Origin of the sequence: Paenibacillus sp. 7523-1, assembly GCF_002276415.1 — a bacterium.
GTDB lineage: Bacteria > Bacillota > Bacilli > Paenibacillales > Paenibacillaceae > Paenibacillus > Paenibacillus illinoisensis_A.
On the sequence record NZ_NPBR01000004.1, the window covers coordinates 1 to 17,002 of the forward strand.

14 protein-coding genes are annotated in these 17,002 nt (G+C 43.0%); 12 read left to right on the forward strand and 2 right to left on the reverse strand.

Going from position 1 to position 17,002, the window contains the following annotated elements:
* The 3 genes from CHH60_RS02025 to CHH60_RS02035 all read left to right on the forward strand — a co-directional run.
* Nucleotides 1–1,356 (forward strand): glycoside hydrolase family 13 protein (locus CHH60_RS02025; RefSeq protein ID WP_095357667.1); only part of this gene is annotated, 1,356 nt, incomplete at its 5' end.
* 239 nt (nt 1,357–1,595) lie between these two features.
* Nucleotides 1,596–3,263 (forward strand): glycoside hydrolase family 13 protein, encoded by a 1,668-nt coding sequence (locus tag CHH60_RS02030; RefSeq protein ID WP_095357668.1) that lies wholly within the window; start codon nt 1,596–1,598, stop codon nt 3,261–3,263.
* A gap of 263 nt (nt 3,264–3,526) precedes the next feature.
* Nucleotides 3,527–4,414: an aldo/keto reductase gene (locus CHH60_RS02035; RefSeq protein ID WP_095357669.1), complete on the forward strand. Its 888-nt coding sequence runs from the start codon at nt 3,527–3,529 to the stop codon at nt 4,412–4,414.
* A 115-nt stretch (nt 4,415–4,529) separates the two neighbouring features.
* Here the strand turns inward: CHH60_RS02035 and CHH60_RS02040 are convergent, their stop codons facing one another.
* Nucleotides 4,530–6,290, reverse strand: a complete 1,761-nt coding sequence (locus CHH60_RS02040) for a methyl-accepting chemotaxis protein (protein ID WP_095357670.1) — start codon at nt 6,288–6,290, stop codon at nt 4,530–4,532.
* A 340-nt stretch (nt 6,291–6,630) separates the two neighbouring features.
* Here CHH60_RS02040 and CHH60_RS02050 point away from each other — a divergent pair, with 340 nt between their 5' ends.
* The 9 genes from CHH60_RS02050 (at nt 6,631) to CHH60_RS02090 (ending at nt 15,428) form a co-directional block, all read left to right on the forward strand.
* Nucleotides 6,631–7,032 carry a hypothetical protein gene (locus tag CHH60_RS02050; protein WP_095357672.1) on the forward strand — a complete coding sequence of 134 codons (402 nt, stop codon included), beginning with the start codon at nt 6,631–6,633 and terminating at the stop codon, nt 7,030–7,032.
* A gap of 177 nt (nt 7,033–7,209) precedes the next feature.
* Complete coding sequence (locus tag CHH60_RS02055) at nt 7,210–7,758, forward strand: PadR family transcriptional regulator (protein WP_095357673.1); 549 nt, start codon at nt 7,210–7,212, stop codon at nt 7,756–7,758.
* Between the two features lies 1 nt (nt 7,759).
* Nucleotides 7,760–8,479 carry a CPBP family intramembrane glutamic endopeptidase gene (locus tag CHH60_RS02060; RefSeq protein WP_095357674.1) on the forward strand — a complete coding sequence of 240 codons (720 nt, stop codon included), beginning with the start codon at nt 7,760–7,762 and terminating at the stop codon, nt 8,477–8,479.
* Nucleotides 8,480–8,693: 214 nt separating this feature from the next.
* Complete coding sequence (locus CHH60_RS02065) at nt 8,694–9,392, forward strand: response regulator transcription factor (protein WP_095357675.1); 699 nt, start codon at nt 8,694–8,696, stop codon at nt 9,390–9,392.
* Nucleotides 9,393–10,862 carry a HAMP domain-containing sensor histidine kinase gene (locus CHH60_RS02070; RefSeq protein ID WP_095357676.1) on the forward strand — a complete coding sequence of 490 codons (1,470 nt, stop codon included), beginning with the start codon at nt 9,393–9,395 and terminating at the stop codon, nt 10,860–10,862.
* Nucleotides 10,855–12,000, forward strand: coding sequence for a hypothetical protein (locus CHH60_RS02075; RefSeq protein ID WP_095357677.1), 1,146 nt, complete (start codon nt 10,855–10,857; stop codon nt 11,998–12,000). The genes CHH60_RS02070 and CHH60_RS02075 overlap by 8 nt, the downstream gene beginning before the upstream one ends.
* Nucleotides 12,001–12,211: 211 nt before the next feature.
* Complete coding sequence (locus tag CHH60_RS02080; RefSeq protein WP_369680171.1) at nt 12,212–14,005, forward strand: acyltransferase family protein; 1,794 nt, start codon at nt 12,212–12,214, stop codon at nt 14,003–14,005.
* Nucleotides 13,968–14,213, forward strand: coding sequence for a hypothetical protein (locus CHH60_RS02085; RefSeq protein ID WP_141236927.1), 246 nt, complete (start codon nt 13,968–13,970; stop codon nt 14,211–14,213). Before CHH60_RS02080 ends, CHH60_RS02085 begins: the two co-directional genes overlap by 38 nt.
* Nucleotides 14,214–14,435: 222 nt before the next feature.
* Entirely contained in the window at nt 14,436–15,428 is a 993-nt protein-coding gene (locus CHH60_RS02090; RefSeq protein WP_095357680.1) for an LCP family protein, read from the forward strand.
* 142 nt (nt 15,429–15,570) lie between these two features.
* On the opposite strand, the gene CHH60_RS02095 is transcribed toward CHH60_RS02090, so the two are convergent.
* Nucleotides 15,571–16,728 (reverse strand): DUF418 domain-containing protein, encoded by a 1,158-nt coding sequence (locus CHH60_RS02095; RefSeq protein ID WP_441339378.1) that lies wholly within the window; start codon nt 16,726–16,728, stop codon nt 15,571–15,573.
* Nucleotides 16,729–17,002 lie beyond the last annotated feature (274 nt).

A 17,002-nucleotide genomic window follows, 5' to 3' on the forward strand; every position in this document is an offset into this window, starting at 1 on the left:
CGAGATATTCGGATCATTATGGATCTGGTGTTGAACCACACATCGGATGAACATCCTTGGTTTCAAGAAGCCAAAAAAGGGAAAGACAATCCGTACCATGACTACTACGTCTGGAGAGATGGTGTGGAAGGAACGCCTCCGAACGATTTAGGATCCACATTTGGTGGCTCAGCCTGGGAATGGGTTCCTGAAATTGGGCAATATTATTTGCATCTCTTTTCCGTAAAACAACCAGATCTGAACTGGGAAAATCCCAAAGTCCGGCAAGAGATTTACGACATGATCAATTGGTGGATCGACAAGGGAGTCGGCGGGTTTAGACTTGATGTAATCGACTTAATTGGTAAAGAGCCGGATGCGAAGATTACGGGGAATGGGCCCAATTTGCATAAATATATTAGGGAACTTAGCAAGGAAACGTTTCAAAAAGCAGAAAATCTGCTAACGGTTGGAGAAACATGGGGCGCTACTCCTGAGATTGCCAAACTGTACAGCAACCCGGACGGCAGCGAGTTCTCAATGGTGTTCCAGTTTGAACACATCGGCTTGGATGAACAAGAAGGCAAAGGAAAGTGGGATCTCAAGCCTTTGGATGTGCTGGAATTGAAAAAAGTGCTGTCCAAATGGCAGACAGAGCTCAAAGGCGATGCCTGGAACAGCTTGTTCTGGAACAACCACGACTTGCCTCGAATCGTCTCCCGTTGGGGAAATGACGGAGAATATAGAATTGAATCGGCTAAAATGCTTGCGACCCTTCTTCATGGCATGCAAGGCACACCTTATATTTATCAGGGTGAAGAATTAGGCATGACGAATGTTCAATATGCGATTGAAGACTATCGGGATATTGAATTGCTCAATCTCTATAAAGAAAGAATGGGGAAAGGATATCCTGAAAGCAGTGTGATGGAGTCGATCTTCGCCAAGGGACGCGATAATGCGCGAACACCGATGCAGTGGGATTCTTCCGATAACGCTGGGTTTACAAGTGGCGAGCCTTGGATCAAGGTGAATCCGAACTATACCGATATCCATGCCCAAGACAATTTGAATAACCCTGAATCCATATTTCATCACTATCGGAAGTTAATCCAATTAAGAAAAGATCATGAAGTCATCGTGTATGGAGATTATGAGCTGGTTTTCCCGGATGATCCAGAGGTGTTTGCCTATACCCGAACGCTTAATGGAACAAAAGTCCTTGTTGTATGTAATTTTAAAGGAAATACGATCGAGCTCCCGCTTCAGGAACACTTGGCAGAGACGAATCAGCTGCTGATATCGAATTATGCAGGTGAACTGCCTCTGAACGAACTGCGTCCATATGAAGCGAGAATGTACCTTATGCATGCGTAAAGAAAAATACTATAAATAAAGTCTATATAAACTGCTTAAACAGACACACGTTAACGGAGAGGCAGAACCAATCTGGAGAAGCGAAGCGTTCGCCTTTATCACCGGATTTTCCCCTTAGAGAAGGGGATTCAAGAAATCTGGGGATAACAGCGATCGGAAGATGGTACTGCGCTCGTAGTGCCCTTGTGTGATCGATTAGTGCAGTTTATATCGTGGTTGAGAAAGAAGGATTGCATCAAATGAAAAGAGTATGGTGGAAAGAAGCAGTAGCTTATCAAATCTATCCTAGAAGCTTTATGGATTCCAATGGGGATGGGATTGGAGACATCAAGGGAATCATTTCAAAACTGGATTATATTCAAGACCTCGGTATTGATCTGATATGGATCTGTCCGATGTATAAGTCGCCCAACGATGATAATGGTTATGATATCAGTGATTACTGTTCCATTATGGATGAATTCGGCACGATGGATGAATTTGATGAATTATTAAAAGAAGTACATCACCGTGGCATGAAACTCATCATGGACTTGGTGATCAATCATACCAGTGACGAACATCCGTGGTTCATCGAATCGAGATCTTCGCAGGATAGTCCCAAACGGGACTGGTACATCTGGAGAGATGGGAAGAACGGAGAAGAACCGAATAACTGGGAAAGCATCTTCGGTGGTTCTGCTTGGGAATATGATGAAGTCTCCGGACAGTACTATCTTCATCTGTTCTCCAAAAAACAACCGGATTTAAATTGGGCAAATGAAAACGTGCGGAAATCCATATATGAAATGATGAACTGGTGGCTGGATAAAGGTATCGATGGTTTCCGTGTGGATGCAATCAGCCATATCCACAAAGAAGAGGGCCTACTGGATATGCCAGTCAAAGAAGGCTTTAAATATATCTCTTCGTTTGAGAAGCACATGAATGTCAAAGGCATTCAGCGTTATCTGCAGGAAATGAAAGAGGAAACTCTATCCAAATATGACGTGGTAACCGTTGGGGAAGCCAATGGGGTAAAAGTAGAAGACCAGGAAGATCTGTACGATTGGATCTGTGAAGTCAGAGGCAAATTTAATATGGTCTTCCAATTCGAACACCTTGACCTGTGGAAAAACAGCACAGACCGGCAATTGGATGTTCCCAAACTGAAAAACGTCTTGACCAAGTGGCAAAAATCACTGGAAGGCATCGGTTGGAATGCTTTGTTTATTGAAAATCACGATCAGCCACGTAAAGTTTCATCCTGGGGAAATGATGCAGAGTATTGGTATGAAAGTTCAACAGCTCTTGGAGCCATGTACTTTTTCATGCAGGGCACTCCGTTCATATACCAAGGACAAGAAATAGGCATGACGAATGTGGCTTATCCTTCCATAGAGGACTATAACGACGTAGCTGACCGGAATCTATATCAGATTAAACGTGAAGAAGGGATGTCTCATGAGGAAATCATGAACATCATCTGGGCATCGAGTCGCGATAACTCCAGAACGCCAATGCAGTGGTCTTCAGCAGAACAAGCCGGGTTCACCAACGGTACGCCATGGCTTAAGGTGAATGACAATTACGTTCATATTAATGTAGAGAAACAGCTGCAGGATCCGCGTTCCATCCTTCACTTTTATAAACGAATGATTCAGCTGCGAAAAGAACACGACACGCTGACATATGGTATCTATGAGCTTCTTATGCCGGAACATCCTAGTGTATTTGCTTATACACGTACTCTGGCAGACCAACAGGTGCTGGTCGTAGTCAATCTCTCTGACCAAGCCGTAGAGCTTGTGGAAGAAGAGCATAGCCTTAACTTCTCCGAGATCTGGCTTACCAACTACGAAGATAGCAAGCTGCCAAGGATGCTGCGACCGTATGAAACCATCGTTGGGTTAAGCGATAAAGAATAAGTCTGATTTTCCTACAGGTATCCAATGAAGCAAACAGAGACTTCACTCTCTAATTTCTGAAATCAAGCAAGTGCACTCCTTAGAAAAGATATTGGAATAAGCGCCGTTTATCCAATGAATTTCTAAGGGGTTTTATTTAATAGAGCACACCTCAGATTGATAATTTGTTAATTATCCTTTATTATGAAAGCGTTATCGTAAATTGAGTACCTATTGTACCATTCGGTCACTTGACCAACATATTAATCCTCGAGGTGAGTAGCGTGAAATACAGAAGATTGGGCAAGACCGAGCTGGATGTATCCGTCGTAGGTGTGGGCACCTGGCAGTTTGGCGGGGACTGGGGTAAAGACTATACCCAGAAAGAAGTCGATGATATTCTTTACCGTGCCAAAGAACTTGGTATTAATTTGATTGATACAGCGGAATGTTACGGACCTCACCATATGTCGGAAAATTTTATCGGTGATTTTATATCCCGTGACCGGCGTGAGGATTGGGTGATCGCATCGAAGTTTGGTCATCAGTGGCATGATCACTGGACCAATGCCTGGAGCGTGGATCAGATCCGTGTTCAATTGGAAGAATCCCTGAAAGCCCTAAGAACAGATTATATCGATTTGTATCAGTTCCATTCCGGAACAGATGAGGTGTTTGATAACGACGAGCTGTGGACCATGCTGGACAAGCAGGTACAGGCCGGTAAAATTCGAAATCTCGGGATCTCCATTGGCAGCAACGATAATCTGCATCAGACGAGCAAGGCTAGTGAGTTAAACGCGAAGGCTATACAGGTCGTATATAACCGTCTGGACCAGAAGCCCGAGGAGAGGGTATTCCCGTCATGTCAGGAGCAGGACCTTGGTGTGCTCGCAAGAGTCCCACTGGCCAGCGGCTATCTGAGCGGCAAGTACAAGCCAGGCGCAGTGTTCAATGACAATGTCAGAAAGGGACGCGAGCGTCAAGAGATCGATGAGAAACTGCAGCTGGTAACTGAAATCCAGAAAAACGAAGTCCCTGAAGGTGTCGACATGGCCTCGTGGGCTCTTGCCTGGTGTCTGAAGCATCCAGCCGTTAGCTGCGTCATTCCAGGATGCAAAAGTCCGGAGCAGGTTGAAGCGAACGCACGGGCTGCAGATTTGGAACTTTAAGCGAGCTTGATCAGTGTAGTTTGCTGAGGGCTATACAGTCGTGGTTTAAAACGGAGAAAGCAGCCGACCAAAGTTGGAGGGGTCGGCTGCTTTTTTTTGACCTGGAATAATCAAATTAATATTTAAATTGAATTGTCAAACGCTCTAACTTTTGAGACATATCGGACAAGGTTGTGGCTAGGCTCGTAATTTGTTCCATTGAAGCCAGTTGTTCTTCTGAAGAAGCAGCTATATTTTGGGAGTTGTCTGCAGCTTGAAGTGCAAGATTGGAGACTTGCTCTTGGCCCGCTGTGATTTCCTGGACGCTTGCCGTGATCTGCTGCGTAACGCTGGCAAGTTCCTCCGTTTGTTGGGCGATAAAGTTGGTAGACCCTACGATTTTGTTAAACTGTTGTTCCGTCTCATTAGCAATCTGTAAGCCGGAGTCGACGTCCTGTTTAACTCGATTCAACGTTTTGAGCGATTGTTCAATATCTGTACGCATATCTTGAATCAACGTCGAAATCTGCCCGGATGATTGGTTCGATTGTTCAGCAAGTTTTCTCACCTCAGCAGCAACTACCGAGAAACCGCGGCCTTCTTCGCCTGCGCGGGCTGCCTCTATCGAGGCGTTCAGAGCAAGAAGATTCGTCTGCTTCGCAATATCCGTAATGGCATGCAGCATGGTACCGATCTGCTGGCTGCGTTCATCCAGCATTCTCATGACTACATCCGTTTCATTAACCGACTTGTTGATCAGATTCATTTGCTTCGCCGTATGTTCTACGGCTGTACCACCTATGTTCGCGAGTTCCATCGCATTAACAGAAGAATCGGCAATGGTTGATGAGCTTTCCGCTATTCGCTGAATCCCGATCGATATTTCCTCGAGTGAGTTGGTAGTCCGTTGAAGCATCATTTGCTGCTCTTGTGCACCTGCTGCAGATTCTTGGATCGAAATGGTGATATTCTCAGTTGCCTGACTGGTGTGCTCCGCTCCAAGGGTCAACTCTTTGGAAGAAGAGGCTACCTGCTTTGTTGAGAGATCGACTTGACTAATAAGTGTTCTCATGTTCTTAATCATATGGTTAAAGTCCTGTGAAAGCTCACCAATCTCATCCTTGGACTTCATCTTAACTTCTTCAACGGTTAGGTCACCGTCCGCAACGGATTTCAATCGCTTAGCGACCATAAGGATCGGCTTCGTTAAGCGTCCTGAGATGATGCTAACGATAATGGATCCTAGAACAACCGCCACAGCCGTAACGATAAGAACAAGATAGAGAACTTGTGTGGCACCACTATTAAACTCACTTAAGTAGGCACCAGATCCGATGATCCATCCCCAATGCGGGTCCATTTCAACATATGAAACTTTCGTTTCTACCTCACCTGTATCAGGTAGAGCCCACTTGTAGGTGACAAATCCGCCTCCGGCTGTACCAACATTAACGATCTCTTTTCCCAAATATACGCCGTCTTCTGTAACGACATCTGTCAAATCCTGACCTTCATTTGAAGGATTCATTACGGAATGTGCATCCTTGCCAACAGCCCATGGATATCCTGTTTCCCCTACAGTATATTCACTTTTTACAGGCCGTTTATTATCTGCATTCTTTTCACCGAGCAGTTGTACGCGAAGCTTTTCCTGCGCTTGCTCCAATGTTAAACTTCCGTTCTCTACCTGCTCATTGAGGAGATTAATCATACCAATGACCATTCGTACACTATTTTCAAGTGCGGCCTTGCCGGATTCATTCATTTCATTTTTTGAAACGGTATAAGAACTGAACCCTATTACGATTGTGGGCACAATAAGTATAACCAAACACAAAGAAACTAACTTGGCCCTTAACGTTCTCATTTTTAGAATGGATCCTATCTTTGTTTTCACTTCAGTTCCCCCTAAGTATGTCAATGTACAGATCTAACTCAGAACCTGATCGTTAAAATTTAAATTAAATCTGTACCTAATATATCGAAAAAAGAGGAGGCAAAATGAAGTCTTTGAGCGATGAATTCTCTTTAAACGAAATCGTCCGTTGTCCTGCTCATACAGGTCAATTAGAATTTGTAAAAACCAATAGTGGCGATTGCATAGAAATGCATTCTCCACAAAGTAGAGAGGATGAATATATCCTGTCTGCGATGTTTCATAAAACACAGGTGAACAAACACTTATTGTTGTATAATGATGGTAAAATATACAGGTGATATGATAGGAGCGAAGGATTTTGCACAGAAAGATTAAGATTAACCTTTTTTATTTAGCTGCTGGGATTTATCTGGGTATCGCCGTCGCAGCATTTGTTCCGTGGATTGAGATTGGTTTGAAAATAACAGCATACTCAAGCATTATCGCACTATTAATAACGATCTACGACTCTTCTAAGGTTAGCCTTAGAATAACCTCTCAAGAATGCAATTTGCGGAAGCAAAGAGTTCACTATGTATTTATGTTGGCTATGAAAGTATTAATGATAGTATCACCGTTCGTTCTTTTGTTCTGGATTAATTATGAGGATGATGAAGAAGTAATAGCCAAGATAAGTAATTACGTAACGTTTGCTGCAATTGGAATAGTGTTCTTTACAAGAGGCATGGAATTAAAAGGTGTAAGCAGCACTCAAAAATGATTATAGGCATAATGCATTATTATAGATAGGAAGGGGTGTTACCTTACGGTAATCACTCCTTATTTGCATTGGAGAACAGAATTAAAGATATCTAGAAATGAATTGTAATCTTTATCTTAATGGAGTAATATGCTAATTATATATATCTCAAAGATACATTTTGGACGGGGAGGGCATATGAAAAGAATCAATACCACACACTTTGCGATTCTCGGCTTGCTTCGGTTGAAGCCCATGAGCGCCTATGAGCTGGTTAAGTTTTCGAAGGAGAGCATCGGCCTTTTTTGGAACGAATCGTACGGACATATTCATAAGAGCATCAAACAGTTGCAGTTAGAAGGCTCAGTTTCGGTGGTGGAAGAAGCAGAGACGGGGAGACGTAAAATTGTCTACGGCATTACAGAGCAAGGGTGTGACCAACTTGATTCCTGGCTGGTTCTGCCACCTGAAGAACCTGTTATGAGAAATGAACTGCTTATGAAGCTTTTTGTCTCCGATGAACGTCATATCCCGCAACTCATCACTTTTCTTGAAGAGGAATTAATAGCTAATGAACAGCTCATCACGATGTTGGCAGGAATTAAAGCGAGTGTTCCCACAGGGGAAAGCAAGCAGGCCCAGCTCTGGTTATTAACCCTGGACTATGGGGAGAGATATCTTCGGATGACCCTGGAATGGTGTAAGCATGCGCTGGAAACGTTAAATCATCCAAATACGGGAGATTAAAATGGATAAAAAACGATACGTCCTCATTCCCATCCTATTGATCACGATCGTGGTGGTTGCCTGCGCACCCCTCCTGTTATGGTTTAGAAGCAGTCCGCTTCTCCGATTAAAGGTCTTCGACAGCGATGTATACAACCTGGAGATTAGTTATCAGATCACGGTGTTGTTATTAGCTGTAATAGTAATTGGCATAGTATATGGCTTGGCAGGTAAGCAGGGACTTAGGTATTTAAATCTGAAAAAGCGAGACGGAAAAATTCGGCCCGAGCCGTGGATTGGCATTAAGCCGAAAGAAACAGAGACATGGAAACACTTAGGTCAAAACTTCGCGGTCATCATAACGTTGGTAACGGCTGTCGTTATCTATTTCCAAGTGGTGCACGGGAAAAGCGTGAGCTTGGAGCTGTATCCCGGTGTTATCCTCATCCTTGTATTTGCCCTAATGAATGCTTTTTCTGAAGAAATCATCTTTCGGTTTTCATTTGTTGCCGTTGTAGGTAAATATGGTTTGTCCCCTTATGCAGCTCAAGGAATGGCCGCTGCAATCTTCGGCGCCGTTCATTATTTTGGACATCCAGGCGGGATAGCGGGTGTATTGATGGCAGCGTTTATCGGATGGTTTTTAGCCAAATCGATGTTAGAAACGAAAGGATTCTTCTGGGCGTTGATGATTCATTTCTTGCAGGATGTTCTTATTTTCAGTGCCTTATTTATGAGATAACTATGCAGGATCCTTTGGGCAATCCAATATAAGTGAACGAGTTGCAGAAGAAACATTCAGATAACTACAATTTAAATGGGCGGATGAAGCGTGACATAGCTGTTGAAAGTTCACGAGAAAACAGGAAATTGATTAATTCAAAACAAATCGTTAACATAAGTAACAATGTCAGTAAGGATTAAGACATGATTATTTATACGAGACGGGGATTATCATGAATAACGCTAAAATTCTAATCATCGAAGACGATGAACCGATTGCCGATTTACTCTCATATGGTCTTTCCATGGAGGGATTTCAAACAAAGATCGCCTTAAATGGAACAGCTGGGATGAGTGAAATACAGATGTTCCAACCTGATCTGTTACTTCTGGACTGGATGCTTCCCGACCTGAGCGGACTGGATATATGCAAAAGAGTAACCTCCGAGTATAACATTCCTATCTTCATGATTACTGCAAAATCGGATATTACCGACAAAGTGTTGGGTCTTGAATTCGGAGCAGATGATTATATCACCAAGCCTTTCGACCTTCGAGAAGTCATTGCCCGGATTCGAACCATTCTTCGCCGATTGGAGCAGTCCAATCAAAAGGATCATCATGATCTACATCATAAAGTCGTTCGTTTTCATCACATTGAGATTCGATCTGAAGAAAGGTTTGTCAGTAAACACGGTCAACAGGTTGAATTAACGCCAAAGGAATACGATCTACTCATGACACTAGTGAGAAATCCAGGAAGAACGTTTAGCAGATCTGAATTACTTGATGTAGTGTGGGGATACCATTTTGCAGGGGATACACGAACTGTGGATACCCATATTCAGCGGCTTCGCAAAAAACTGGATGCGATGGATTATATTGCAACGGTGTTCGGGATCGGTTACAAGTTCAAAAAAACAGGTGATTAAATCATGCATAGAATCAGTCTCAAATTTCTCCTCGGTTTTCTGTTGCTATTCTCTTTTTCTTTTGTGGTACTAAGTCAAACAGTGAAAGAGATCATTCATACAAGCAATCAAAACCTAATTACCACCGAACTCGAAGGGCTTAAAAATAATAGCAATGTCTATGTACGTCAGACCTTTCTGATAAATCACTTCACGAGCAATGAACTTTATTTTGGAGAGATGGCCGAAGAACTTGGAAACAACTTGAATCGTGCCACCGGAAATAGTGTTGGCGTGTATACCGTTAACGGAGAGTTGTTGTATGCGTCAGATAAGTCCCTATTCTCCCAACCGCAGCGAACGGATCTGCAAGAGGCTATTCATGGCAGCACCGCATTTAACATCGAGTACGATGAGGACAAGACGTCCGTATTGTTTTCTTATCCAGTTGTGATCGATGGAGCAAAAGTGGGAATTCTGCGTTTTTACAAAGATTTTAGTTTGTTATATCAACAGAGCAACCGAATTTTGGATACTACGCTCTACATTACGCTGGCTATTTTTGCCGTAACTTTTATTTTCTCCTTCATCTTGTCCAGACATATTACTCTTCCTCTAGGCAAACTTGCACGGGCCTCTTCCGAAGTGAAAAATGGAAATTTGAACATACGTATCGGATTTAAACGGAAGGATGAGATTGGCCGGCTTGCTGACAATTTTAATGAGATGATTAATCAGATTGAACTGCAAATGAGCATCATTAGAAAGGATCGGGACCAGCTCAAAGAACTTCATCAGCAGGAAAAACGTTTCTTTGATAATATTACTCATGAACTTAAAACGCCTCTGACCTCCATATTGGGTTATGCGGAGCTCATTAAGACCCACGGAGAACGAGACCGAAGCTTTTTTGAAAAAGGAATGAACCATATCATTGAAGAGAGCAAGCGCCTACACAACATGGTACTCAAGCTGCTTGAAGTGTCTCGACGTCATGCAACTAATCAAGAATTGGACAACGTTGAAGCTGGAGAAGTTCTTCGAGATGTATGTGAATCCATGTCCATACGAGCACAGCGTTACAAAAAAAACATAACGGTAGATATTGAAAACGGATTATATTTGCTTGCGCAAGAGGACCGAATTCGACAACTCTTTATTAACCTGTTGGATAATGCGATTAAATACAGCCTGGACTTCTCGGAAATAAACGTAAGAGGTTTCCACGTGGACAGTAAAATTCGATTCATCGTAGAAAATTCAAGTGATCCAATCGATGCGAAGCAGCTCTCCAAACTATTTGAACCTTTCTATCTGGCACACTCGAAGGATTCAGAAGAGGGTAGCGTTGGTTTGGGGTTAAGCATCGTCAAGTCAATTGTGGACGAATTGGAAGGTTCAATTTCGATGGTGAACCAAGATAACCATACCGTAGTCACTGTAGAATTTAATCGAATAAAAGCGGTAGAGGAGGGGACCCGTCATGGCTAAAACACATAGTGGATGGTTTTTAGGTATGATGGTTCTTATGATCCTTGTTCTTACAAGCTGTGGTACACGTCCGCAAAACGAAACTATTATCATTTCTGGCTCGGAAGAATCGGAACAAACACATGAGGACTTGAGTCCCGTTCAAGTGCGTAAAATCTATCGTCTCCCCAAGGAAAATGTAGATAAGGGATATTGGTTGGGCTGGTCCTCAACGAAATCAATGATTGGAGCATTCAATTCTGCGTTAGATCCTGAACACTTACAGTTGAAAGGGTTGGTGTATCCCTTCGAACAGAGTGGAAATATTTCAGAGATCGATATGGACAGTACGCGTATGATGCTCTCGCCGGATGGGACCCAAATTGCTGATGTTAGCACAACAAGAATCACTGCAACGTTAAAATTATTTTCTATACAGAACAAGAAAGAAACAGAAGTTGAAACGCTTAATTTAACAAGCCAGAATTACTTGCAGAGTTTGTCCTGGTCGGACAACAGCGAGTATATCAGTTATCTGATTGTTGACGCTGTCCATCCAGAAAAGAATATGCTAAGGATCTACGACTTAAAAACCAGGAAATCCGCATCGTACGTATTAAATGGTTTCAATGATGATGACACGTTGATTGGGGTCCAGGTATCCAATGATGGCCAAAATGCATTGATCAAGCTGTTTGATTCCACTCAATCGAGCAGAACAACTGTAGTGCTTGGCAAACTGATTGATGGTCAATTGCAGATTAAGTACAAACGTCAAATAGCAGATAAGCAGATGACCTGGATCGGAGATGATCAGTTTGCGTTTTTGGGAAGGGACGGTACGTTGTATGAATACGATCAGCGTAATGGAGAGTTATCCGTCATTATGGAAAGAGTCTCTGCATATGAACTCTCTTCAGACAAAAAGTTTATAGCGTATACACTTCAAGATGAGGATGCTGTATATGTTGGCATAATGCAAGGAAGAAATGTGCTATACAACGAGCCCGTCTACCATGGTGTTTTACCGTTAAATATGAAGTGGAGTCCGGACAATAACCGTCTGTTCATTCAAGGCCCTAAGGCCTTTACAAGTCCGAACGTCATTCAGAGTGATGATCCCACAGAGGAGCCTGCTTTTATTATAGAATTTGAATAGCACCAATTCATTCAAACACGCATCACGGAGTCATCCGTGTCTGCGTGTTTTTTCTGTGTCAACAGACATACGGCTGTTGTGACAACTTGTTTACATCTTGATCAAACTTTGGCGACATCTGCTGATTATATTGATTAAAGAGAACAAGCCCATATACAGACAAGGACTGAGACATATGAGTGGGGAATTGAATCAACCGTTAAAGCGTTATTTGCCTGGGATTGATGGCTTACGAGCCATCTCTGTTTTGGTTGTCATTGCGTACCATTTGGATTTGAAGTGGGCCCAGGGTGGTTTGCTCGGAGTAGGCGTGTTTTTCGTGCTATCTGGTTATTTGATAACAGATCAGCTCCTCATGGAGTGGAAAGTGAACCATTACGTCTCGATTTGGAACTTCTGGATGAGAAGGTTTCGCAGATTGTTGCCTGCTATGTTGTGTATGCTCATTCTGGTTGCCATGTGGTTATTGACTACAGATCATGAGAGGCTCCTATCACTTAAAGGAGATTTTATCTCATCGATTTTCTACGTGAATAACTGGTATCTCATTTTTCATGAAGTGTCCTACTTTGAGAGGTTTGGTCCAGCTTCGCCCATTGGACATCTCTGGTCACTTTCCATCGAGGAACAGTTTTATGTCGCATGGCCCATCTTACTACTCCTTGGCCTTAAGTTCGCTTCACAGCGTGGAAAGTTGATGCTGTGTATGTTGGGTTTGGCATTCCTCTCTGCGATGACTATGACACTAATGTATGTGCCAGGTACAGATCCAAGCCGGGTGTACTACGGAACAGATACCCGAGCCTTTGCCATACTGATTGGCTCTGCTCTGGCGACGATATGGCCGAGTTGGAAGTTAGGTGAGAAAGTTACACCTGCAATACGCACATCACTTGATATCATTGGCTCGGCGGGGTTGCTTATATTATTCATTTTGATTAATCGTACGAATGAATATGATGAGTCATTGTACCAGTTCGGTTTTCTTTTTCTGTCCATTGTGACAGTAGTCATTATTGCTGTCCTGGTGCATCCAGCTAGCCGATTGGGTAATATCCTGGGATGTCCACCGCTGACCTGGCTGGGTAAGCGTTCTTATAGCCTGTATATTTGGCACTATCCCGTGATTATCTTAATGAAACCAGAAGCGACGATTGAAGGGCTGGGGATGGCACAAATTTTATGGCGTCTCGTCATCATTGTATTATTATCTGTTTTATCGTACGAGTTCATTGAAGAACCAATTCGCAGGGGACAATTTCGTGAAAAATGGCGTACTGTCTGGCATCATGATCGCTTCAAACCTTTCGTCGGATTGGGTTTAACGTTATTGGTTTTCTTTGTGGCTCAATCTTGGATCACCAATGCAGCACAGAATCAACCTGAATCGGTTCAACCTGTGAGCATTCAAAACAATGTACAAAATGAAAATTCGGAGAAGACAGATCACGATCAATCCGCCTACTTCGATGAAAAGCATCCGGCCAGTGAAGATCTTTCAAACGGTCAAAAGGATGATCCTAATAGCTCTTCCTCTACAGGAAAGGGAATCACACTGATCGGCGACTCAATTACGCTGGATGTGGATTCACATATCAAAGAGTTGCTTCCTGGTATTGTGGTTGATGGCAAAGTTGGAAGACAAATGTCACGTGCTCAAGAAGTGGTGGATGAACTGCGAGCCAAAGGAGAGTTAGGGGACCGCATCATCATAGAACTCGGAAGTAATGGGGTCTTTAATAAAGGTAAATTGCGAACCTTGTTGGATACTTTACATGACAAGCAGCTTTATCTGATAACCACGCGGGTGCCCAGACCATGGCAGGATACTGTGAATGAAGCTTTAAAAGACGTTACTAATGATTATCCCAATGTCAATATTATTGATTGGTATGCAGCCAGTGAGGACAAAAGCGAGCTGTTTACACAGGATGGTGTTCACTTGACTCCGGAAGGAGCTCGCTACTATGCATCTCAGCTGGTGGAACACCTCATGCAGAACTGAAGTTAACGATATCAAGAGAAACATAATGAAAGAGTGCACGGAAGATGAGACAAAGAAAAACAGGGTTGGTTTGGGGACTTGCAACGGTGAAGGTGTTACCATCTTTGAAGACTCAGTCATCGTTGGTGTAGAGCCATATTTAAAGGAGAAATTCCCCAAAGCTACTGTTGATGGGAAGGTAGGCAGGCGTAACAAGCCGAAAAATTAATTTAGCAATGAAGTGCTACGGGCAAATTGGGAGACCACATCATTATCGAACTTGGAACCAACGGTCCCTACGCTAAAGATCAACTACGCAGTTTGCTCACATCTCTAACTGAAGCCAAGGAGGTTCTCGTCGTAACAACTCGGGTTCCAGAAGTAGCAGGTGAGTTGAGAAAGCAAATGTGCAAGAACAAATTCATTGAAGACTCAAAAAGGGAGTAGCCGCATGTTAATCAAAAATAAAAGAATTACACTTATTCTAAGCATTATTATTCTAGCTGTTATCGCTTTTGGAATTTATTATTCCTTGTCCATATATAAAGGATTGGAAGGTCTGAGAAAAGCGTCCGAAAATTCTCCCTTTGCCGAAGTGATGGCGAGCGAGGAACAAGTGGTAGAGCCCCCAAAATGGACTGGTACGGAGCCGGTCAATATATTGTTGATGGGGGTAGATGCACGTGGAAACAAGAAAAATGAGATTCCCAGGTCTGACAGCATGATGGTTGTTTCTCTGAACCCGGTCAAACAAAAGATCCACGTATTCTCCATTCTTAGGGATACGTATACAGATATTCCTGAGCACGGTAAAAACCGTGTTAACACAGCAGTCACTCATGGACCCAAGACGGCAATGCGCGCTGTTAGCGACTTACTCGGAATTCCAATTCAATTCTATGTTTATACGGACTTCCAGGGCTTTATCAAACTTGTGGATGCTGTCGGCGGGGTTGATTTCCATGTAGAGAAGGATATGACTTATGAAAGTAAAGCCGATAATCACGAGTATGATATCCATCTGAAAGAAGGGGAACAGCATTTGGATGGGGAAACAGCACTTCAGTATGTTCGTTTCCGTCATGATGCCCTGTCTGATTATTCCCGGACGAAGCGGCAGCGCGATTTTGCCAATGCTATCGTAGAAAAAATGAAAACGACGACATCCATTATGAAGCTTCCATCCATCCTGGAGGAAGTCAGTCCGTATATCGATACCAATCTATCTGTAAGTGATATGTGGCAGTTGGCCTCGGTCGGATATAAAAGCAAGATGGAGGCAAGTGAGCAAATTCCCCCAATGAAGCTGCTTAAAGAGACCTATGTCGGTAGAGCAGCAGTACTGGGCGTAACAAGCAGCAACGATTTGAAAGAGTATGTCCGTACCATTATTGAATCTGATGATACAGACCCCTCTGAAGAGATGGAGACGATACAACAATAGTGAGTGAGAGACAGCTGCTTTCTAAATGTATCAATTGAAACACCGTTGCTCCATATACACGAGAACTTAAACTTAAAAACAAAAATCCCCATTCGAATTCGAATGGGGTTCTTGCATTACTCTTATGGTTATTAGAAACTTTTCATTTGGTTGAAGCTGAACCAAACGAACTGAATATTCGGTCAAAGCGTCGCATTATTGACTCTAACGGACCATTGGGCATTAGAGCAATGATGGAGCCAATAACGAGTGTGACGATTATAACGATCAGATCACCAAGGGGGACTTCGCTTAAACCATAATCAATTCCAAAGAGTGTCAACACCCAAACGATGATGAACTGCGCGGCGTACATCGTAAGAGCTACACGTCCAACGGATGCAAAAGGGGTTAACATTACACTTATTTTTCTTGGTACGAGGAATGTGAGGCCTATGACCACAAAGGCAATCCCAACTCCAATCATCGTTTGGAACGTGGATGCGGTATGCGGAGCTGTCTGCAGGAGCATATGCCACATTAGCGGTGGTGTTACGTTATTTGGCCAGATGGCATATTCGTCAATTGGAGTTGGACTTGAAGGTTGAACACGAACAAGCCAAGCTTCAAAGGAAGTTGTTAAATCTGGTAAAACATAAATGGCTAGTAACTTACCAATGATGAGCATAACGAAGCCTACACACGCAAGTGTCATGGCTACTCGTTTGTTAGATAAATTGAAACGTGCGATCGTCATTCCTGCAACAAAAGCAGGAGCAAGAGCGAGAGCAGACATTGGACCACCAGCTATATCTTGAAAGAGATACGTTCCAGAGAAATAACTCATTCCCAGAATCATAAGTGGCGGAGCGAATAACCATAAGACAAGGGTGGTGTATACGAGAACGCGAGTTGAACGGTTGATCAGCACCAATCCCAAGACAAACATGGCAGCGTACGCTGGTAAGATAATGCCGTAAGGGGTGTTTAACATGATAAGGAAATAACCGATCACATCAACAAATACAGCACGAGCAAGCATTTTTGAACGAAAAATAGTTTCTGCTTCTCCACGTTCTTTCATTCGCTGGGCCATTATCGAATAGGAGATGCCTCCACAAAGAACAAATAGCAGCGTCGTATTTCCCGCGACAAAAGCATTTCTTTCATTCAAAGCGAAATGCTGTAAGAACATGCCGATGACTGCAAGCCCCCTTGCTGCATCGAGAGCGAGAAGGCGTCGTCCCGTTGCGCGTTGATTCTCCCGCTCAGTCGAAGACTTTGAGTTATCGTTCTGAGAATCGGAGTCAACAGTGTTCACCTCTTTCGCTTTCTTAGATCTGGGCACATTTGATGATAAAAAGGGTAATGACAATTCAACTTCCTCCTTAGTCTGTTGTTAGCTTGTGTATTTAGCAACTTCACTAACTCAATATATAAGGGACTTGTCGCTAAAGTTTGATCAAGTTGTAAACAAAATGTCACAAGCCAAATATCTGGAGAATACCCGTTTACAAATCGTAATTATTACGATAATATATTCCTTTGTCTATAACGTAATGATTACGATTAATAAACAGGGAAAGTTTTTGGGA

Excerpts from the sequence above, each read along its gene's own strand:
- CHH60_RS02030 (WP_095357668.1), top strand. The coding sequence starts at position 1,596 with ATGAAAAGAGTATGGTGGAAAGAAGCAGTAGCTTATCAAATCTATCCT.
- CHH60_RS02055 (WP_095357673.1), top strand. The coding sequence starts at position 7,210 with ATGAAAAGAATCAATACCACACACTTTGCGATTCTCGGCTTGCTTCGG.
- CHH60_RS02060 (WP_095357674.1), top strand. The coding sequence starts at position 7,760 with ATGGATAAAAAACGATACGTCCTCATTCCCATCCTATTGATCACGATC.
- CHH60_RS02065 (WP_095357675.1), top strand. The coding sequence starts at position 8,694 with ATGAATAACGCTAAAATTCTAATCATCGAAGACGATGAACCGATTGCC.
- CHH60_RS02075 (WP_095357677.1), top strand. The coding sequence starts at position 10,855 with ATGGCTAAAACACATAGTGGATGGTTTTTAGGTATGATGGTTCTTATG.
- CHH60_RS02085 (WP_141236927.1), top strand. The coding sequence starts at position 13,968 with ATGCATCTCAGCTGGTGGAACACCTCATGCAGAACTGAAGTTAACGAT.
- CHH60_RS02090 (WP_095357680.1), top strand. The coding sequence starts at position 14,436 with ATGTTAATCAAAAATAAAAGAATTACACTTATTCTAAGCATTATTATT.